The 18,113-nt window shown below is 62.8% G+C and carries 14 protein-coding genes; 2 read left to right on the top strand and 12 right to left on the bottom strand.

Annotated elements, in window-relative coordinates; genetic code table 11:
* Position 1: 1 nt before the first annotated feature.
* The 12 genes from ACGYKA_RS07260 to ACGYKA_RS07205 form a co-directional block, all read right to left on the bottom strand.
* Entirely contained in the window at positions 2 to 1,417 is a 1,416-nt protein-coding gene (locus tag ACGYKA_RS07260; RefSeq protein ID WP_394411050.1) for a hypothetical protein, read from the bottom strand.
* The gene (locus ACGYKA_RS07255) at positions 1,414 to 3,306 is read right to left on the bottom strand and encodes a glycosyltransferase family 2 protein (protein WP_271689241.1); all 1,893 of its coding nucleotides are present in this window, start codon (positions 3,304 to 3,306) and stop codon (positions 1,414 to 1,416) included. The genes ACGYKA_RS07260 and ACGYKA_RS07255 overlap by 4 nt, the downstream gene beginning before the upstream one ends.
* A gap of 6 nt (positions 3,307 to 3,312) precedes the next feature.
* The gene (locus ACGYKA_RS07250) at positions 3,313 to 5,256 is read right to left on the bottom strand and encodes a hypothetical protein (protein WP_394411053.1); all 1,944 of its coding nucleotides are present in this window, start codon (positions 5,254 to 5,256) and stop codon (positions 3,313 to 3,315) included.
* Positions 5,257 to 5,268: 12 nt separating this feature from the next.
* On the bottom strand, positions 5,269 to 5,604 hold the full coding sequence (locus ACGYKA_RS07245; protein WP_394411056.1) for an Hpt domain-containing protein: 336 nt from the start codon (positions 5,602 to 5,604) through the stop codon (positions 5,269 to 5,271).
* A gap of 244 nt (positions 5,605 to 5,848) precedes the next feature.
* Entirely contained in the window at positions 5,849 to 8,149 is a 2,301-nt protein-coding gene (locus ACGYKA_RS07240; protein ID WP_394411059.1) for a molybdopterin cofactor-binding domain-containing protein, read from the bottom strand.
* 4 nt (positions 8,150 to 8,153) lie between these two features.
* A complete protein-coding gene (locus ACGYKA_RS07235) occupies positions 8,154 to 8,624 on the bottom strand; it encodes a (2Fe-2S)-binding protein (protein WP_394411062.1) in 471 nt (156 codons plus the stop codon).
* Between the two features lie 149 nt (positions 8,625 to 8,773).
* Complete coding sequence (locus ACGYKA_RS07230; protein WP_394411065.1) at positions 8,774 to 9,520, bottom strand: SDR family NAD(P)-dependent oxidoreductase; 747 nt, start codon at positions 9,518 to 9,520, stop codon at positions 8,774 to 8,776.
* Between the two features lie 39 nt (positions 9,521 to 9,559).
* Positions 9,560 to 11,182: an ABC transporter ATP-binding protein gene (locus ACGYKA_RS07225; RefSeq protein ID WP_394411069.1), complete on the bottom strand. Its 1,623-nt coding sequence runs from the start codon at positions 11,180 to 11,182 to the stop codon at positions 9,560 to 9,562.
* On the bottom strand, positions 11,179 to 12,018 hold the full coding sequence (locus tag ACGYKA_RS07220) for an ABC transporter permease (protein WP_394438380.1): 840 nt from the start codon (positions 12,016 to 12,018) through the stop codon (positions 11,179 to 11,181). The genes ACGYKA_RS07225 and ACGYKA_RS07220 overlap by 4 nt, the downstream gene beginning before the upstream one ends.
* A complete protein-coding gene (locus ACGYKA_RS07215; protein ID WP_271689234.1) occupies positions 12,015 to 12,986 on the bottom strand; it encodes an ABC transporter permease in 972 nt (323 codons plus the stop codon). The genes ACGYKA_RS07220 and ACGYKA_RS07215 overlap by 4 nt, the downstream gene beginning before the upstream one ends.
* Positions 12,987 to 13,061: 75 nt before the next feature.
* A complete protein-coding gene (locus tag ACGYKA_RS07210; protein WP_394411072.1) occupies positions 13,062 to 14,636 on the bottom strand; it encodes an ABC transporter substrate-binding protein in 1,575 nt (524 codons plus the stop codon).
* 99 nt (positions 14,637 to 14,735) lie between these two features.
* The gene (locus ACGYKA_RS07205) at positions 14,736 to 15,554 is read right to left on the bottom strand and encodes a GntR family transcriptional regulator (protein ID WP_394411075.1); all 819 of its coding nucleotides are present in this window, start codon (positions 15,552 to 15,554) and stop codon (positions 14,736 to 14,738) included.
* Between ACGYKA_RS07205 and ACGYKA_RS07200 the strand changes: the two genes are divergently transcribed.
* Positions 15,519 to 16,547, top strand: coding sequence for a histone deacetylase family protein (locus tag ACGYKA_RS07200; RefSeq protein ID WP_394411078.1), 1,029 nt, complete (start codon positions 15,519 to 15,521; stop codon positions 16,545 to 16,547). The two genes, ACGYKA_RS07205 and ACGYKA_RS07200, sit on opposite strands and share 36 nt — an antisense overlap.
* Positions 16,544 to 18,106, top strand: coding sequence for an acetolactate synthase large subunit (locus ACGYKA_RS07195; protein ID WP_394438375.1), 1,563 nt, complete (start codon positions 16,544 to 16,546; stop codon positions 18,104 to 18,106). The genes ACGYKA_RS07200 and ACGYKA_RS07195 overlap by 4 nt, the downstream gene beginning before the upstream one ends.
* Positions 18,107 to 18,113 lie beyond the last annotated feature (7 nt).

The following is an 18,113-nucleotide window of genomic DNA, read 5'->3' as shown; positions in this document are numbered from 1 at the left end:
TTTAATTCCACTCGTTAACTCTTTCAAAAACACGCCATCGGCTGTTTTGAAAAACCTCCTCATACCCCGGCATCTGCGATTGCTTCAGCTGCGGGAACCTGCGCAGAATTCTGTCTGCTGTGGCCTGCCCTTCCGCCTGTTGCGGGACCACGATGTACCTTGTGCGCGGCACGCCCCCCTCAAGCGCCCAGTCGTAGGCAGGCTCTCCGGCGATCACCAGCCGGTCGATATTCCCCAGACCGACGACGATCTCGGGGTTTCTCTCAACATCTACCATTATATCAGACTTGTCGCGCAAGAATGAAACGACCTCTCGCGCGGGGCGGGACGCTGCGTTTTCCCCGCCGAGCATCGCGTTGGTCCAAGCGCGGGTCTCGTCATGGGCGACATGGCGCATCACAATCGCCGAGGTCAGCAGCGACAGCGCCAACAGCGCGATGGCAATCGGCTCGCGCAGGGACAGGTTCGGCCAAAAGCGGATCGCGGCGACCAAGACCCCCAACATGGGCGCCAGCGCCATGGCCGGGTCGCCTTCGACATGGAAAAAGACGTTGAGCGTATAGCCACCCAGCACCGCCCCGACCGCTGCCAAGAGCGGCATGAACAGACGCGGCACCATGATATTGCGCAGGATCGCGATAAGGGCCGCCGGGCCCAGCCCGGCCAGAATGAGCAGATGCTCCCCCAAGGTCAGCGGCGTGGCACTTTCCGACAAAAGCGGGATCAGGCGGCTGTCGAAGATCATGCTGACGAACATCAGCGCCCCCACGGCGGCGGCCACGGGATAGAACATCGCCACCAGATAGCCGGTCGAGGAGACCGCGATCATGCTGGGCCGTGCCGCGACGATCATGAAGGGCATCGCCCCGAGGCAGAGCATCAGGCCGTAGCTGTCCGACAGGGCCACCACCAAAAGCCCCACGGCCACTTTCATCATATCCGGCGCGTTGCCCGTGAGGCGCAGATTGACGATCCCGCGCGCGAAAAGCCATGTGCCCAAGATGCAAAACATCGTCTCTGGCCCATCGGCCAAGGCCCGCAGGAAAAACGGGTTCAGCGCCAAAAGCAGTACCACCAGCGCCGAGGTCATGCCCGAAAAGCCGCCCGTATCGCGCAGGTTGAGGAACCACAGGACCAGCAGCCCTGCCCCCACCAGCGCGGAGAGCACGAAGGGCACCGGCACCTGCGTATCGGGCAAGACCGCCTGCCCCAAAAGCGACAGCGCATAGGGCACGGGCGGGTAGAAAGCATCGCTTGCCTTGAACTGCGCCGGCCCCTCGATCTGCACAATCGACTTGGCCCAAAGGTCGGTCACATCCATCGACAGGAAGCCATGCGCCTCAGTCCAGCCGAGGGTGAGCAAAAGCAGCAACCCCAGCGCGACAAAGCCGAAGGACCATGAGGCGGCGCGGATCATTGCGCGGCCTCCGTCGCTTCGGCACTGGCTTCGGCGACCTCATTGGCGGTGTGTTTGGACAGGCCGTGCTGGGTCTTTTCCCAATAGAACGGGTTGAAGATCAACTGCGACAGCGCCTTGTAAGAGGCCACGGTCATCAGCACCCAATAGCCCACCACGGTGATCCCCCAAGGCGCCAGATCGGTCCACCTGCGCCGGAAGGGCGCGACCATCGTGAGATAGATCAGCAGCCCATTGCCCGCCAAGAGGTTCACCAACGACAGATAGAGCACCGGCAGCGGGAAATAGGGGGTGATCACCTCGGTCCCGAAGATCAGCCAAATGGCAAAGATCGACCAAAAGACCGGGTTCAACAGGCCCGAGAGCACCGTGCCCCCGATGAAGAAGACAAAGCCAAAGACGCCCGCCGCCCCGACCGATTGCCACAGGTGAATGGGTCTGCGGCTGTGGACGAGAAAGGTCTGCATATAGCCCTTGATCCAGCGCGAGCGCTGGCGCACCCAGTTCGGGATCGAGACATTGGCCTCTTCAAAGGTCGTGGAATCGATGACGCCCACGCGGTAGCCCTTCTGCGTCAGACGAATGCCCAGATCGGCGTCCTCGGTCACGTTGAAGGGATCCCATGCGTTCAACTCCCGCAGCACATCCATGCGGAAGTGGTTCGAGGTGCCCCCCAGCGGGATCGGCACGCCCAAACGCTCCAACCCCGGCAGCATCAGGTCAAACCACAGCGAATAGTCCAGCGTGAACATCCGCGTCAGCCAGTTCTCCCGCGCGTTGTAGTAGTTCAGACGGCACTGAATGCAGGCGGTATTGGGCGCGGATTGGTTGAAGGCGGCGATGACCTTTTTCAACTGATCCGGTTCGGGCTTATCCTCGGCGTCGAAGATTACGAGGAAATCGCCCTGCGCATAGCGCAGCGCAAAGTTGCAGGCTTTGGGTTTGGTCTGCGGGTGGGAGGCCGGGACGCGGATGATCTCGAACACGCCTTCAAGGTCAAGCTTGCGCGCCGCGTCGATGGTCTCGTGATCGCCCTCTTCCAGCACGATCTTGATATCGAGCTTGGCCAGCGGATAGTCGAGGTTGCGCAGCGCTTGGGCAAGGATCGGCAGCACCTCGGGCTCGCGGAACATCGGCACCAGCACGGTATAGATCGGCAGGTCTTCGTCGCGCAGCAGCGATGCCTCGGCCGCGATGGCCCGCGATGAAGTCTCTTGTGCAGCACCGCCGAGCCAGACCAGCAGCGCTTTGAACAGGAAGTTGCCGGTGTAGAACACCGTCAGCAGGACGTTCAGCACGATCAGCGTGACCACGGGGGCAAAAGCCAGCCCCAGCAGAAGCGCCGAGATCATGAGGTAAATCACCAAGATCTGTGGCGGGGTCACGACGTTCTGCGCCGACATGTCGGGGTCAAGCTCGGCCAGCGCAAAGACCGCTTCGTGGGAATGTTTCTCGCGGAAGGCGCGCTGCAACTGCCATGACACATCAAAATGCGAGGCCACGACGATGGTCACGCCGGAGCCGTAGACTTCGCGGATATGCAGCAGCGTGCGCGGGCCAGGGCGCGAGGTGGCCACCGTCAGCGTGCCATCCTCTGCCCGGCCAATCGGCACCGTCATGAATTGGTTCATCACCACCGGATCATACTGGCGGATCAGATCGTCATCGGCGCGGTCCTCAATCAGATCGACCAGCGCGAGCCCGTGGTAAAAGGCGATCTCGCGGTAGAGTGTCTGCGTGGTCAGCCAGCGCCGCGATAGAAGAACCTTGACCAGAGAGACATTCCACTCCTCGGCCAAATCCTCTGCCGCGTCGAGCTGTTCCGCCGTCAGCGCGCCACGGTCAAGCAGCAGCGAACCAATGGCTTCGCTTTCGGCATCCAACGGCACGGTGGCTTACGTCTCGTCTTTGCCGCGGCGAGCGCGGTAGACGCGCTGGAACACGATCAGCACAAGCAGCGTTACCAGCACCCAGATGGCCCCCACGATCCAGGGGCGGTATTTGGCCAGCATCTGTGCAAGGCTGGTGCGGTCGGGGTAGACGACATCAACGAGCGGGCTGCGGTCGGTGGCGGTGGCAAGGATCACCCCCTCCTGCCCGATCAGCGCCAGATCGCCGCGGTCCAGCATCATGGGGCGTTCGGGCGCCAGCTCTGGTGCAGGGCCATTGCCAGGACGCAGCCACAGGCCACGGGTGTCGCCCCGGGTGACGATCTGCACCACGCCAAGCCGCGACAGGTCTTCGCCCGAATAGATCAGGTTGTCTTGACGGTCGCGCACCTCGATCCGTCCCTGATCGAAGGTGATCAGCGGCTCTGCATCGCCGGGGTTCTGGTCAGAGATCACGAAGAAGGGTTCATCCCCCTCAAGCGCGTCGACCGAGGCGCGCGGCAGGATAGGCGCGCGGTCCGGGATCACGCTGCCCGCGACACCTGCAAGCCACGGCAGGGTCTGCGCGAAATCAAGCGAAAGCGCGGGGTCGAGCACGACCTGAACGCCATCGGCGAATTCCTGTCGCAGGGTAAAGAAATCCTGACCCTGTGGCGCGGCATCCGAAAGCAGCAAGGCGCTATCGGGCAGAATTTGCGCCGGATAGCCCTGCGGTTTGAACCGGCACTCGCCGCCCGAGGGCTGACGCTGGATCGACACGCGCAGCAGGTTGTCGCGGCCCAGCAGGCCGCTCGGCACTGAAAAGGTCAACTGCTCTGGACGGCCACTGTCAAGCGGGCGGTTGCCCAGCAGCGTGTCATTCAGAAAGACCGAAGCCGTCGCCCCCCGCCCTTCGGGATCAAGCGCTGCGGCGACATGCAGGTTCACGCCAGACACGCCCTTGCCCGCCGGAAGGTCGGAGGATTGGAACGGCACGAAGAAGTCTTCGGTCGAGACCACGGGACGCGGGGTGAGGTCCCCCTCCAGCGCCGACAGCGGCAAACGGTCGTCAAAACGGGCCGGTCCCCCTGCCACATCGACCACGGTCGCGCCTTCGTTCGACAGGGGCGACCACTCCGAGACCAGTTGCCACAGCCCCACCTGCGGATCGCTGCCGCGCAGGTTCAAGACGGGCAGCCCGGCTTCATTGTCCACGGCCATCTCGCTCGCCACGCCGGAGGTGGATACGTCCAGTTCGATGACCCCTTCGGACCATGCACCCGATGTGCTGACCCCGTCACCGCCAAAGGTCAGCCGCCCGGCCTCAGCGTCAAACAGCGCAGCGGCGCGGGTCGCAGCCGCCAAGGCCGCGAGGGAGTCGTTGCCCCCGATGGCCAGACGCGTGTCCGCAGGGCGCAGCCCGGCGAATGCCGCCGATGTGTCGATCTCAGACGGGTCCAATTGCAAGGTCACGGAAGAAGCCGCCGTGATCTCAAGAAAATCCCCCGAGGCGCGTTCGTCCACGCAGACCCGATCGCTGAAAGCCCCGGAATAGGACAGGCCCACGGCGATGAACCCGCCCGACACGTCCTCAGGGCTAAGCGGGACCGGAACGCTCAGGGGCCCTGCCCCATCGGGCAGCGCCTGCGAGATGACCGGACGGCCCGCGACCGAGACCTGCAAATAGCGATCCACCTCGGTGGTGGAGGCATGTTCAAGCTCAAGCTGCAAGCTGCCCGAACTCAGCGCATCCGGGTTGGGCAGCGGGATATAGATCGTCGCATTGCCCGAAAGCTGCCGGAAGGACAGACCATTTTGAAAGCCAAGCTCCGCCAGATCGAAGGTCCGCGCGATCAACCCCTCTTGGACCTGCTCTGCGGGGGCATTCGCCACATCCTCACCCGGGGCCGTTTGAGCCTGAACTTGAAACGGCAGCAGGGCCGCCAACAAACCGATTGCGGGATACTTCATGGATAGGCTTTCTTAAATTTCTTCAGTGACACTGCGGGCATCGGCCAGAGCCGCTTCAATTGTACGAATGTCATCGGTCGACAAGGGCGCGGCGGATTCATCGGCATCTTCGGCCACGCGCAACCCCTTGCGCAGGCGATCTTCGATCTCGGCATATTCCAGCATCGCGGCATTGCCAGCCAGATCGTGCAGCATGCGGTGGACCTTGCGCGCCTTGGTCTCGCGCGGGTCGGCGCCATCCGTCTCGCGCAGCGCATCGGCTACGGCCTGCAACCGCTCCGGCATCCCTTCGATAAAGCGCTTTCGCGTCGCGGCGACGCGTTGTTCATATGTCTCGGTAGGTGCCACAGATCGTCCTTCGTACCCGCCCGCAAAGGAGCCCAGATAGCTCGTTTAGATTATTGTTCGAAACCTGTCAGAATTATGGCGCAAAGGGCGATTCTCTAAGTTTTTAAGCGTGAATGCCCAAAATTTGAGTCGTTGAATTTAGGCAGTCGCCGCGCTGCCCGGCGAATGCGCAGCCCGCCTCACTAGCCGGCGCCCTCAGACCAAATGGAAGACGGGCGCGACATGCCGCGCCCGCCTTCTCCTATCAGCTTTCCAGCGCCGCAAGAATCGCATCGCCGGTGATCGGCAGATGACGCACCCGCGCCCCGGTGGCGTTGAAGATCGCATTGGCAATCGCCGGGGCGATGACCGTGGTGCCCGGCTCTCCAAGACCCACGGGCACTTCCGTGTTCTCGACGAAAGCGACCTCAATCTGAGGCACATCGACCATCCGCAGCGGCGTGTAAGACCCAAGGTTCAGGTCGACGACATTGCCGTCTTCGATCCGCGTGCCCTCATGCAGAGCCATGGACAGACCCCAAAGCGCCGCGCCCTCGCATTGCGCGCGCGCGCCGTCGGGGTCGACCACAGTGCCGCAATCGAAGGCCAGCCACATCTTCTCGACCGCGACGTCACCGGTTTCGGCGTCCACCGCCAGTTTCACGGCGGCGGCGGTCCAAGTCGGCATGGTGCGCGATTGGCCAAAGGTGGTGGCGATCCCGATTGCCGTGCCCTCGGGCAGCTCCGTCTGGCCATAGCCTGACATCTCGGCCACGCGCTGCAAAACAGCCGCTTGCCGCGACGCCCCGCCCACCGCATTGGGGGCGGAACCTGCGTTGAGACCCTCGGCCTTCAGGTGATCCAGACGGAACTGCAACGGATCGGCGCCGACTTTATGCGCCGCCTCATCCATGAAGCTTTCCACGGCGAAGTTGGTCCAGCCCGGCCCGACCGAGCGCAGCCAACCGGGGCGGAAGGTCGCATTGGCCAGATCGTTCGAAATCGCCCGCACGCGATGCGCCCCGACCGAATACCAGTGATCCGCGCCGTCGATGGCAAAGGGGTCATAGGGTTCTTCGTTGACGCCCTTGGGCATGAAGCCCGGTGCCATCACCTGCGTCGGCCAACCGGCGGCGGCGTGATGCTCCATCCCGGTGATGGCTTTGCCCTCATCGAATGCCATGCGCAGCTTTTGCACCGAAGGCGAGCGGATGCTGTCGAACTGGGCGTCTTCCTCGCGGGAGAAGACCAGTTTCACCGGCTTACCGACCGCCTTGGAGGCCAGCGCGGCGGGCACGATGTAATCCCCGTTCAACCGGCGGCCAAAGCCCCCGCCCAACATATAGCTGCGCATCACGATCTTGTCGGCGGGCACCTCCAGCGCGGCGGCCAGCGTCGGCAGGATCAGCGATTGCCACTGGTTGCCTGCATGGGTCTCCCAAACGCCATCGGCGTTTTGGAAGACGGTCGCGTTGACCGGCTCCATCTGGAAGTGCAGCACGGATTGCGTGGTGTATTCAGCCTCCAGCGTCTCGGCGGCGGCATCGAAGGCGGCGCGGGTCTCGGGCTGCTCGGTGTGCAGGATCGACCCGGCATCGCTGTCGATCAACGCGCGAGAGCGGGCTTGGATATCGTCTTCGGAGACATCCGCCGTCTCGCCAGCCGTCCAATCGACGCTGATCTCATAGGTGGCCATCCGCGCGGCGTGGAGCGTTTTGCCCAACACCACGACCCAGCCCGGCACGGTGCCCGAGGGATCATCCAGCACCACGGTCTCAAGGTAGCCTTTGACCTCTTTCGCGGCGCTGTCATCGACGGAATTCACCTTGGCGCCATAGCGCGTTGGCGGCAGCATCGGCACGCCGTAGACCATGCCATCGACCTTGGCATCCAGACCATAGATCGCCTGCCCCGTGGTTTTCGTATCCAGATCAAGCGGATGCACGTCCTGCCCCACGAGCCGCAGATCGGCATGGGGTTTCAGCGGCAGGGCCGCCAATTCGTCTTCAGTAAAGGCGCGGTCAAGGCCTTCGGCCACCAGATCGCCATAGCTGATGCTCTGCGTGCCATCGGTTACGGCCCCGTCGCGGGCGGTCAGACCCGCGGCATCGACGCCCCATTTGGCCGCCGCCGCTTCGATCAGCGCGGTGCGCCCGGCGGCACCCGCCTGACGGTAGACCGGCCAGCTTTGCCAGATCGACCAGCTTCCGCCGGTGACCATCAGGCCCCATTTCTCAGCCGTGTCGACATGGGTGATATGCACATTTTCCCACGCGACTTCCAACTCATCGGCCAGAATGCGGGCGATGGCGGTGCCGACGTGCTGGCCCATCTCGGCGCGGATGATGTTGACGTTGACCTGACCTTCGGCGTCGATCCAGTACCACATCGACGGCTCAAAGGGCTGGCCATTGGGCGCAATCGGCGTGCCATCGGGCACGGCAGGGTTCATCGCGGCATTCGACGCCTGCGGGAAGCCAAAGGCAACGCCAGCGGCCGTCATCGACACCAGAAACCCGCGGCGGGTCATCTGCGGTTGCGCGTCGGAGCCTTTCAGGCGGGACATCAGATTAGCCATTGTCGGTCTCTCCCATTGCGGTTGCGGCGTCGCGCACGGCTTGGCGGATGCGCGGATAGGTCATGCAGCGGCAGAGGTTGCCGGTCATCACCGCGTCGATGTCTTCGTCACTGGGGTTGGGCGTGTCTTTCAACAAAGACGCCGCCTGCATGATCTGGCCCGACTGGCAGTAGCCGCATTGCGGCACGCGCAGGTTGCGCCATGCTTCTTGAACCGGGTGCTTGCCCTCTTCGTCCAGCCCTTCAATCGTGGTGACCGACAGGCCCTCTACATCCGCGAGATAGGTGATGCAGGACCGTGTGGCGGTGCCGTCGATATGCACGGTGCAAGCGCCGCATGCGCCGATGCCGCAGCCGAATTTGGTGCCGGTGAGGCCGATCTCATCGCGGATCGCCCACAACAGGGGCATGTCCGGGTCAGCATCGACAGAAATCGACCGCCCGTTCAATTCGAATTTTATCATGAAGTGGTGTCCCTTGGGGTATGCTTTGCCTGAGGGGAGCGCGCGTATAGCTGCCCTGATTGAGCGGCTGTACATAGGTCTAATGGCCGGGGATGACAGCGCAAGACTGCGCTGCTCACGCAATTGTCAGAATGGTCGCGCGGGTGGCTTTAGACGTGCTGCCCGCCGTTTACCTCGATCTCGGTCCCCGAGACATAGGAGCTTTCTTCGCTACACAGGAAATAGATCGCCCGCGCGACCTCATCAGGCTGGCCGAGACGGCGCATGGGGATGTCGCGCACGATCTTATCGGTGCCTTCGCTGAGGATCGCCGTCTCAACCTCGCCCGGGGCGATTGCGTTGACCCGCACGCCGAGGGGGCCGAAATCATGAGCCATCTCGCGCGTCAGTGCGGCGAGCGCCGCCTTTGAGGTCGCATAGGCCGCCCCGGCAAAGGGATGCACCCGAGACCCGGCGATGGAGGTGACATTCACCACCGACCCGCGCCCGGCAGAAAGCTCATCCTGAAGCCCGCGTGCCAGAACTACGGAGGCGAAGAAATTCACATGAAACACCTCACCCCATGTCCGCAGATCGGTGTCGAGCGTGCTGAGCCGCGCGCCATCCTCGCCCTTGGGCGAGACGCCCGCGTTGTTGACCAGAGCATGCAAAGGGTTGCCGCCCAACAGCCTTTTGACCTGCGCGACCGCCTCTATCGTCTGGTTCGGGTCACTCAGATCGACCTGCACATGGTCCTGCGCCCCGCCCGGCCAAGGGCATTCGGGCGAGAACGCCTGCCGCGAACAGCCGATCACCCGCCAGCCCTTGTCGGCGAAAGCCTTGGCCGTGGCATGGCCAATGCCCCGGCTGGCGCCGGTCAGGAGCAGTGTCTTTTGGTCGTGATCCGCAGGTTTCATCGTCTGATCCATCTTGGGCGCAGCGGCTGAGGTAGCGCCCTAACCGGACGCCGCCAGCGCGCGTTCATACTCCTGCCCCGGAATAGCGTCGAGCAGGCTGCGCGTATAGGCGGTATCGGGGTCGTGCAGCACTTTGCTAACCGGCCCCGCCTCAACGATCTGGCCCTTTTGCATCACGATGATCCGGTCGCAGATCCGCGCCGCGACGCGCAGGTCGTGGGTGATGAAAAGCATCGACAGATGCAGCCGGGTTTTCAACTCGGCCAGCAGGTCGAGCACCTGCGCCTGAATGGAGACGTCGAGGGCCGAGACGGCCTCATCCGCGATGATGATCGACGGGTCCAGCGCCAATGCGCGGGCGATGCCGATCCGCTGACGTTGCCCGCCCGAGAACTCATGCGGGAAACGTTTCATCGCGCTGTCGTCCAGCCCGACCAGTTCCAGCAACTCGCGCGCCTTGGCCTTGGCCTCCTTATCCGGCGTGCCATAGGCAACCAGCCCTTCGGTCAGGATGCGCGACACTCGCGCGCGGGGGTTGAGTGAAGAGAACGGGTCTTGAAAGATCATCTGCAACTCGCGCCGCTGCGCCCGCAGTTCTGGCCCCGACATCTCGGCGATGTCGACACCGTCCATCAGGACGCGCCCACCGTCAGGGTCAAGCAGCCGCACCAGACAGCGCCCGACGGTGGATTTGCCCGAGCCGGACTCCCCCACAATGCCGATGGTTTCGCCTGCAAAAAGCTCGAAACTCACGTCTTGGACGGCCTTCACCACCCGGCGCTTGCCAAAGAGCGTGCCAGAGCCGGTGGAGAAGGTCTTTTGCAAGCCCTCGACCTTCAAAAGCGGCGTGCGTTCGACCTCCGCCGTGGCTTCGGTTTTGGTCAGCCGGGGGATCGCGTCGATGAGGGCGCGGGTATAGGGGTGTTGGGGCTTCAGCAGCACCTCTTGGGCCGGGCCAGCCTCGACGATCTCCCCCTTTTTCATGACGATCACCCGGTCGGCGATATCGGCCACCACGCCAAAGTCATGAGTGATGAAGATTACTGCCATGCCGCGTTTGCGCCGCAGGTCTTCGATCAGCGTGAGGATCTGCGCCTGCGTGGTCACATCGAGCGCGGTGGTCGGCTCATCCGCGATCAGAATGTCCGGCTCCAACGCCAAGGCCATGGCGATCATCACCCGTTGCCGCTGCCCGCCAGAGAGCTGGAACGGATAGGCGCGGATCGCCGCTTCGGGGTCGGGGATGCCGACTTCCTCCAACAGTTTCAGCGCCCGCGCCCGACGCTCGGCCCCGTTGAGCGCGCCATGGGCCTCGAACACCTCGGCGATTTGCGCACCGATCCGCATCAGCGGGTTTAGTGCGCTCAGGGGCTCTTGAAAGATCATCGAAATGCGGCTGCCGCGCAGTTTCAACATCTCTTTTTCAGACAGGCCAAGGATCGACCGCCCATCAAAGGTGATGCTGCCCTTGTCGGGCAGAACCCCCTGCGGCAACAGCCCCATCACCGCATTGGCCGACATGGATTTGCCCGAGCCGCTTTCACCGACGATGCAGAGGATTTCGCCCGGGGCGAGGTCAAAATTAATGTCCTTCGCGGCATAGAGCCTATCGGCCCCGACCGGCAGAGCGATAGACAGGTCACGGATGCTAAGCAGGGTCATTCGGATTTCCTCGTCAATCGCGGGTTCAGCGCGTCGTTCAGACCTTCGCCGATCAGGTTCAGCGCCAGCACGGTCAACAGGATCGCCATGCCCGGCAAGAAGGACAGCCACCATGCGGTGCGGATCACGGTGCGTGCAGCCCCGATCATATAGCCCCAAGACATGATGTTCGGATCGCCCAGCCCCAGAAAGGACAGCGAGCTTTCCAGCAGGATCGCCTGCGCCACCATGAGCGAGGCCAGCACGATGATTGGCGGCAGTGCGTTGGGCAGGATGTGGCGGGTGATGATCTGAAGATTGCCGAGGCCCGACAGGCTCGCCGCCTCGACGAACTCACGGGTTCTGAGCGACAGCACCTCGCCCCGCACCAGACGCGCGACCGGGGGCCATGACACGGTGGAAATCGCGATGATCACAAAGGTCAGGCTGGGCTGGAAGATCGCCAAGAGCACGATGGCGAGCGCAAAGCTCGGGATGGTCTGAAAGAATTCGGTGAAACGCATGAGCGCATCGTCGATCCGGCCGGCGAAATACCCCGCCGCGGCCCCCACCGGCACGCCGATGGCCAGCGCCACAATGGTCGAGACCAGCCCGACCAGCAGGCTCACATAAGCGCCATGGGCAAGCCCCGCCATGACATCGCGGCCAAGCGCATCGGTGCCCAGAAGCAGCCCGTCTTGGGTGAAAGGCGGCAGGAAGGGGCGCTGCACCATTTTCCACGGGCTTTGCGGAAAGAGGATGGGCGCGAGGATGGCGGCGGCTATGACGAAGGTCAGGATGACCAAGCCGATTACCGCGCCACGGTTATAGCTGAAACGTTTCCAAAAACTCATCATGTCGTCAGCCTTATCCGCGGATCAACAATGACATAGATGACATCCGTGATCAGGTTGAACAGCAGCACCATGGCCGCCGAGATGTAGAAGACCCCAAGGATCACGTTGTAATCCCGCTGGTTGATCGCCTCGAACATCAGCCGCCCGATGCCGGGCCATGCAAAGACGGTCTCGGTCAGGATGGCCCCACCAAAGATTTGCCCGGCCTGAAGCCCGGCCAGCGTGATCACCGGCAAAAGCGCATTGCGCAGGATGTGCCGCCGCTGGATCACACCGCGGTTCAGCCCCTTGGCACGGGCGGTTTTCACGAAATCCAGCCGCGAGACTTCGAGCATCGAGGCCCGTGTCATGCGCATGTAGATCGCCGTGAAAAACAGCCCCAGCGTCGAGGCCGGCAAGATCAGATGTTTCGCCACATCCAACACATGGGCGAGGCCCGTATAACCCGCGCCGATGGTGGAATAGCCAAAGCCCGGCAACCATTCGAGCCAGACCGAGAACACCAGCGTCGCCATCAGCGCCACCCAAAAGAGCGGGGTTGCATAGAACAGCAGCGCGAAGGTCGAGATGATCGTGTCACCCCACCGCCCCTGCCGGGCAGAGGCCGCAACACCGGCTGTCACGCCCAGCACCAGCGACAGCACGAAGGCCACGCCGGTCAGCAAAAGCGTCGCGGGCAGGCGGTCGCCGATCATCTCGGCCACTGGCATCTGCTGGCGGAAGGAATAGCCAAGGTCGAGCTGCACCGCGCCTTTGATGTAAATCCACAACTGCATGTAGAGCGGCTGATCCAAGCCGAAACGCGCCCGCAGGTCTGCAAGAAATTTCTCGTCCGCCGCCCCGGCTTCGCCCGCCATGACCGCCGCAGGGTCACCCGGTGCCGCATGGATCAGCAGGAAATTGAAGACAAGGATCGCCAGCAGGATAAACACCGCCTTGACCAACCTGCCCAATATGAAACGTATCACGCTATCCGCCCCGTGTTGTTCTGTTAGATGCCCGAGCCGCCGCGGCGGCTCGGACCTTGAGCGTTGTCGCTCTTGTTACTTATCAAGCCACACGTCACGGAAACCGTCGTTCACGCCAAAGGCGGTGTTGACTGGGTTCTTGACGTCGCAGCGGTAGATGGTGGGGAAGCCCAGTTCCAAAAGCCAGATGTTCGGCACATCCTCGACGATCGCGTCTTGGATCTCCTTATAGGCGGCCTTGCGCTCTTCCGGGCTGGCCATCAGGGCCGCTTCGGCAAAGAGCTTGTCGGTCTCGGGGTTTTGGTAGTTCGCTACGTTGTTCCAAGGCGAACCGGGGGCGGCATTGTCGCCCATATAGGTCCGCGAAACGCCAAGCGCCGGATCGCCGTATTGGTAGAGATAGGTAAAGGCGAGGTCGAAGTCGCGGTCGGCAACCTTCTGGTTCCAGCCCGCCACATCCGAGGGCACGATCTCGGACTTCATGCCGATCTCGCTCAGGTTCTGTTTGACCGCCTCGGCCCAGCGCTGCCACGTCTCACCGTAAGGCAGGCCCAAGATGCGGATGGTCTCGCCGTCATAGCTGCTCTCTTCCAGCAGGGCTTTGGCCTTTTCCGGATCATAGGAGATATCCGGCGTGTCGCCGTCATAGAAACGCGTGGAGGACGACAGCGGGCCGGTCGAAACCTTGCCCAGACCGTTCCACAGCGCGTCCTTGGCGAACTGGCGGTCGACGCCATGCATGATCGCCTTGCGCACCTTCACATCGTCGAGCGGTTTGTTGTCGTTGTTCACCCACATCCAAGACAGCGGGCCGAAGTATTCCCAGCCCTTGTCGGTGATGCAGGTGTTTTCCATTGCCTGAATGCGCGCCACGTCAAAATTCTCGACCGAGCCGCCGGGCAGCACGTCGACCTTGCCGGTCTCATAGGCCACGGCGCGGGAGGCCGCATCGGGGATCACATGGTAATAGACTTCGTCAACGTAGGGTTTCCCCTCCATATAGTAGTCTTCGTTCTTCACCAGATGGATGAAGCTGCCCTTTTCCCATTTGTCGAACTTGAAGGGGCCGGTGCCGATGGGCGTATTGTTCGCCTCGTTATTGGCGAAATCCGTGCCTTCATAGATGTGCTTTGGGATCATCGGCGCGGTGCCCGGCTCGAAAATACCGATGAAGGGGCCGAAGGGCTGTTTGAGGTTGAAGACCACCGTGTGATCATCGGGCGTCTCGATGCTTTCGACATGTTCCATATAGGTGCGCATCCGCGAGTGGCTTTCGCGCAGGAACTTATCCATGGAGAATTCGACATCCTCCGAGGTGAAGGGCTCACCGTCATGGAACACCACGCCCTCGCGCAGCTTGAAGGTATAGGTCTTGCCGTCTTCGGAAATCTCCCATGATTCAGCCAACTGCCCTTCGGGCTGGAGGTCGAAATCATAGCGCAGCAGGCTTTCGTAGATATCGCCGCCGACCATCTGTGTCGGGCCGTTCTGCACAAGGCCGATCATCAGGCTGGGCGGCTCGGGCTGGATCACGACGTTAAGCGTGCCGCCGGACTTCGGCTCACCATCCTGCGCGGCCAAAGGCCCGGCCATCGCCAGCGCCAGAACGGCTGCGGTTAATTTAGTGGTTTGTAGCATGTAAATCCCCATTGGTTTTGCTGAAACTCGCCCAAGGGCAGCGTCCGATCTGACGTCGGCTTTTTGCAGTCGCTTGGGTGGTCGCCGCGAGATAGGCGGCGTCTTGGTGGCTCATTCACCTGTGGTGAATGATTGGATGTATCTTATGATCCCCTCCTTTGCGTCATCGATGTCTGCGCGCATTTCCGCAGCTGCGGCTGCGGGATCGCGATTCTCACAGGCTGCAATAATTGCCTGATGATGTCGAACCAGCCCCATCTGCTCTTGCGCATAGTACCCGGCGATTAGCGGTCCCATGCGGAGCCATAGCCCGCTGAGGATGGCCAGCAGGATCGGCATCTCTGCCGCCTCTACCAGCGCGAAATGGAACTCTTGATTATACTTCACCGCCTGCGGCCAGCGCCCGGCCACCGCTGCGGCCTCGTTCCGTTCCACGATCTTTTTCAGGCGGCGGATTTCCTTGGGGCCAACCATCTCAGCGGCGCGACCGGCGGCAAAGCCCTCCAGCTCGCGCCGGATGCTCGCGATTTCAAGATACTGCGCCTCTGTCAGCACCGGCACGCGCACATCGCGCACGCTGCGCTGGACCAAAGCCTCATCCCGCAAGAGCCGCTGCACCGCGTCGCGCACCGGGGTCGAACTGGTACCCAACCGCTCTGCCAAGCCGCGAATGGTGACCTTTTCATTCGGGCGAAGCCTGCCTTCCACCAAGTCCTGACAGACCCGATCATAGATCGCATCGCCCAATGAAACTTGATTGATCTCGGCCATCGCGCCCTCATCCTTACTGGCCGACTTGCTGCCAGTTTTGATGCATGATGCATCATTTCTATTGAGCCTGCAAATTAAAACTGCAATGCTCCGCCGCAACGACATCAGACCACAGGGAATGTGATGAAAGTCTTTTTCGACGAACGCCAGCTTGGCCATGCGCCGACACATTACTTTCGGCGCGGCGCGGCGATGCCGCATCAAGAACAGCCACAACGTGCTGAAATTCTACGCGATATGTTAATCGGCGAAGGGTTTGAGATCAGCAAACCCCAAGACCACGGGCTGGCGCCGATCAAAGCGGTGCACAACCCCGATTACGTTGACTTTCTGCCTGATGCCCATGCCCGTTTCGTCGAAAGCGCGGGGCCGGATGCGCTGGCCATCCCCACCATGCACCCCGGCGTGCGGCGCGGGAAAGAGCCCAAGGACATTCACGGTCAATTGGGCTGGTGGATGACCGACACCTCGACCCCGCTGACCGAAGGGTCATGGGACGCCGCCTATTGGTCCGCCCAAACCGCCATTGAGACGGCCCAAACGGTGGCGACGGGTGCCCGCGCGGCCTATGCGCTCTGCCGTCCGCCCGGCCACCATGCGATGCGCGATTGCTCGAACGGGTTTTGCTTTTTCAACAACGCCTGTATCGCGGCAGAGCATCTGGCCCAGACCTATAAGAAGGTCGCACTGATCGACATTGACGTGCACACCGGCAATGGCTCGCTCGACATCCTCTATGAACGCGGCGACATCTTCTTTTGCTCGCTGCATCCCGATCCGGCCACCTACCCCACCTTCTACCTTGGCCATGCCGATGAGACGGGCGAAGGCGACGGGGCGGGCAAATCGCTGAACCTGCTGCTGGAGCAGGGCGCGAGCCAAGATGAGGTGCTGGCCCTGCTCGACAAGGGCATCGCCGCGATCCGTGATTTCGGGGCCGAGGCGCTGGTCGTCTCGTTGGGCTTTGACATGGCCGCCGACGATCCGCTGGCCGCCGTGAAGGTCTACCCCGACGGCTTTGCCGAAATGGCGCGGCGCTTGGCGGCGCTGAACCTTCCCACTGCATTGATCCAAGAGGGCGGCTACCTTGGCCCCTCCCTTGCCGATAACGCAAAATCATTTCTCACGACATTCCGCGAGGCCACAGCATGAGCAAGACCCCTAAAGAAATGAATGGCGCGGAGAGCGTTGTGCGCAGCCTGCATGCGGGCGGGGTGGAGGTCTGTTTCGCCAATCCCGGCACCTCCGAGATGCAATTCGTCGACGCGCTGGACCGCACCAAACTGATGCGCTGCGTTCTGGGCCTGTTCGAGGGGGTGGTGACCGGCGCCGCCGATGGCTATGCGCGCATGGCGGGCAAACCAGCGGTGACCCTGCTGCACCTTGCGCCCGGTTTCGCCAATGCCGCCGCCAACCTGCACAACGCCCGCAAGGCGCGGGTGCCGATGGTCAACCTTGTGGGCGATCACGCGCTGCGGCACCAGAAATACGACGCCCCACTGTCGGCGGATGTCGAAGGCGCCTGTGCGCCCTTCAGCGATTGGGTGCGTTCGGGCCGTGATGCGGGCAGCTTTGCCGCCGATGCGATGACCGCCCTCGCGGTCGCCCAAGGCAAGCCGGGGAAGGTCGCCACGCTGATCGCACCCGCCGACATCGGCTGGGACGCGGGCGGCCAGATGGCCGAGGTCGTGCCCCCCGCGGCCCCTGCCCCGCTGGACGAAGCCGCGCTTGATGCCGCGGTCAAAGCCTTGGAAAGCGGTGAGAAGACCGTGCTCTTGGTCGGCAGCGGGGTCTTGGAAAACCAAGAGGCGATGGCCCTGCTGCATGGTATCGCGGAAAAGACCGGGGCCGATATCCTCGCCCCGACCTCAAACCGCCGGTTGGAGCGCGGACAGGGGCGGTTTGCCGTCAACAAAATCCCCTATCCGATCAACGCGGCGCTCGAATGCCTCTCTCCCTACAGCCGCGCGATCCTGATTGAGACGCCGCCGCCGGTCGCCTTTTTCGCCTACCCCGGCAAGCCGAGCCTGCTGTTGCCGGTCGATTGCCACAACGTGACGCTCGCTCCCGTCGATGCCGATGGCGCCACCGCATTGGCCGCTCTGGCGGACCGTATCGGTGCGAAACCCGCCACCCCGCGCGACCCCGCGCGGCCCGCGGCACCACAGGCGGGCGGCATCAGCCTGCAAAACCTCGGCGCAGCCTTGGCCAATGCGCTGCCCGAAGACGCAATCGTGGTGGATGAGGCGGTCTCCTCCGGCGGGGCCACTTTCCCGGCGGGCGACAGTGCCGCGCCGAACACTTGGCTCGCGCTGACCGGCGGGTCGATCGGCATTGGCATCCCCCTCTCCGCCGGGGCCGCCATCGCCTGCCCCGACCGCCCGGTGATCACGCTGCAAGCCGATGGCTCGGCCATGTACACCATTCAGGCGCTCTGGACCCAAGCGCGCGAGAGTTCCAACGTTACCACCATCATTCTGGCCAACCAGTCCTATGAGATCCTCAAGGGTGAATTGCACAACGTCGGCGCACAACCCGGCCCCGACGCGCTGAGCATGCTGAACCTCGACCGCCCGCAATTGAATTTCGTGGCCATGGCCAAGGGCATGGGCGTGCCCGGCAAACGGGTCGAAGACATTGCCGAGTTGATGCGCACCATCGAAGAGGCCGCGAAAGAGCCCGGCCCCTTCCTCATCGAAGCGATGCTGTAACCCCGAA

This window comes from Sulfitobacter sp. 1A15106 (assembly GCF_043556995.1).
Lineage (GTDB): Bacteria > Pseudomonadota > Alphaproteobacteria > Rhodobacterales > Rhodobacteraceae > Sulfitobacter > Sulfitobacter faviae.
The sequence above is the reverse complement of the archived record's forward strand: the minus strand, read 5'-3'. Positions and strand labels throughout refer to the sequence as shown.

Excerpts from the sequence above, each read along its gene's own strand:
- ACGYKA_RS07220 (WP_394438380.1), bottom strand. The coding sequence starts at position 12,018 with ATGATGAGTTTTTGGAAACGTTTCAGCTATAACCGTGGCGCGGTAATC.
- ACGYKA_RS07240 (WP_394411059.1), bottom strand. The coding sequence starts at position 8,149 with ATGTCCCGCCTGAAAGGCTCCGACGCGCAACCGCAGATGACCCGCCGC.
- ACGYKA_RS07250 (WP_394411053.1), bottom strand. The coding sequence starts at position 5,256 with ATGAAGTATCCCGCAATCGGTTTGTTGGCGGCCCTGCTGCCGTTTCAA.
- ACGYKA_RS07225 (WP_394411069.1), bottom strand. The coding sequence starts at position 11,182 with ATGACCCTGCTTAGCATCCGTGACCTGTCTATCGCTCTGCCGGTCGGG.
- ACGYKA_RS07260 (WP_394411050.1), bottom strand. The coding sequence starts at position 1,417 with ATGATCCGCGCCGCCTCATGGTCCTTCGGCTTTGTCGCGCTGGGGTTG.
- ACGYKA_RS07195 (WP_394438375.1), top strand. The coding sequence starts at position 16,544 with ATGAGCAAGACCCCTAAAGAAATGAATGGCGCGGAGAGCGTTGTGCGC.
- ACGYKA_RS07210 (WP_394411072.1), bottom strand. The coding sequence starts at position 14,636 with ATGGGGATTTACATGCTACAAACCACTAAATTAACCGCAGCCGTTCTG.
- ACGYKA_RS07205 (WP_394411075.1), bottom strand. The coding sequence starts at position 15,554 with ATGGCCAAGCTGGCGTTCGTCGAAAAAGACTTTCATCACATTCCCTGT.
- ACGYKA_RS07230 (WP_394411065.1), bottom strand. The coding sequence starts at position 9,520 with ATGAAACCTGCGGATCACGACCAAAAGACACTGCTCCTGACCGGCGCC.
- ACGYKA_RS07235 (WP_394411062.1), bottom strand. The coding sequence starts at position 8,624 with ATGATAAAATTCGAATTGAACGGGCGGTCGATTTCTGTCGATGCTGAC.
- ACGYKA_RS07200 (WP_394411078.1), top strand. The coding sequence starts at position 15,519 with ATGAAAGTCTTTTTCGACGAACGCCAGCTTGGCCATGCGCCGACACAT.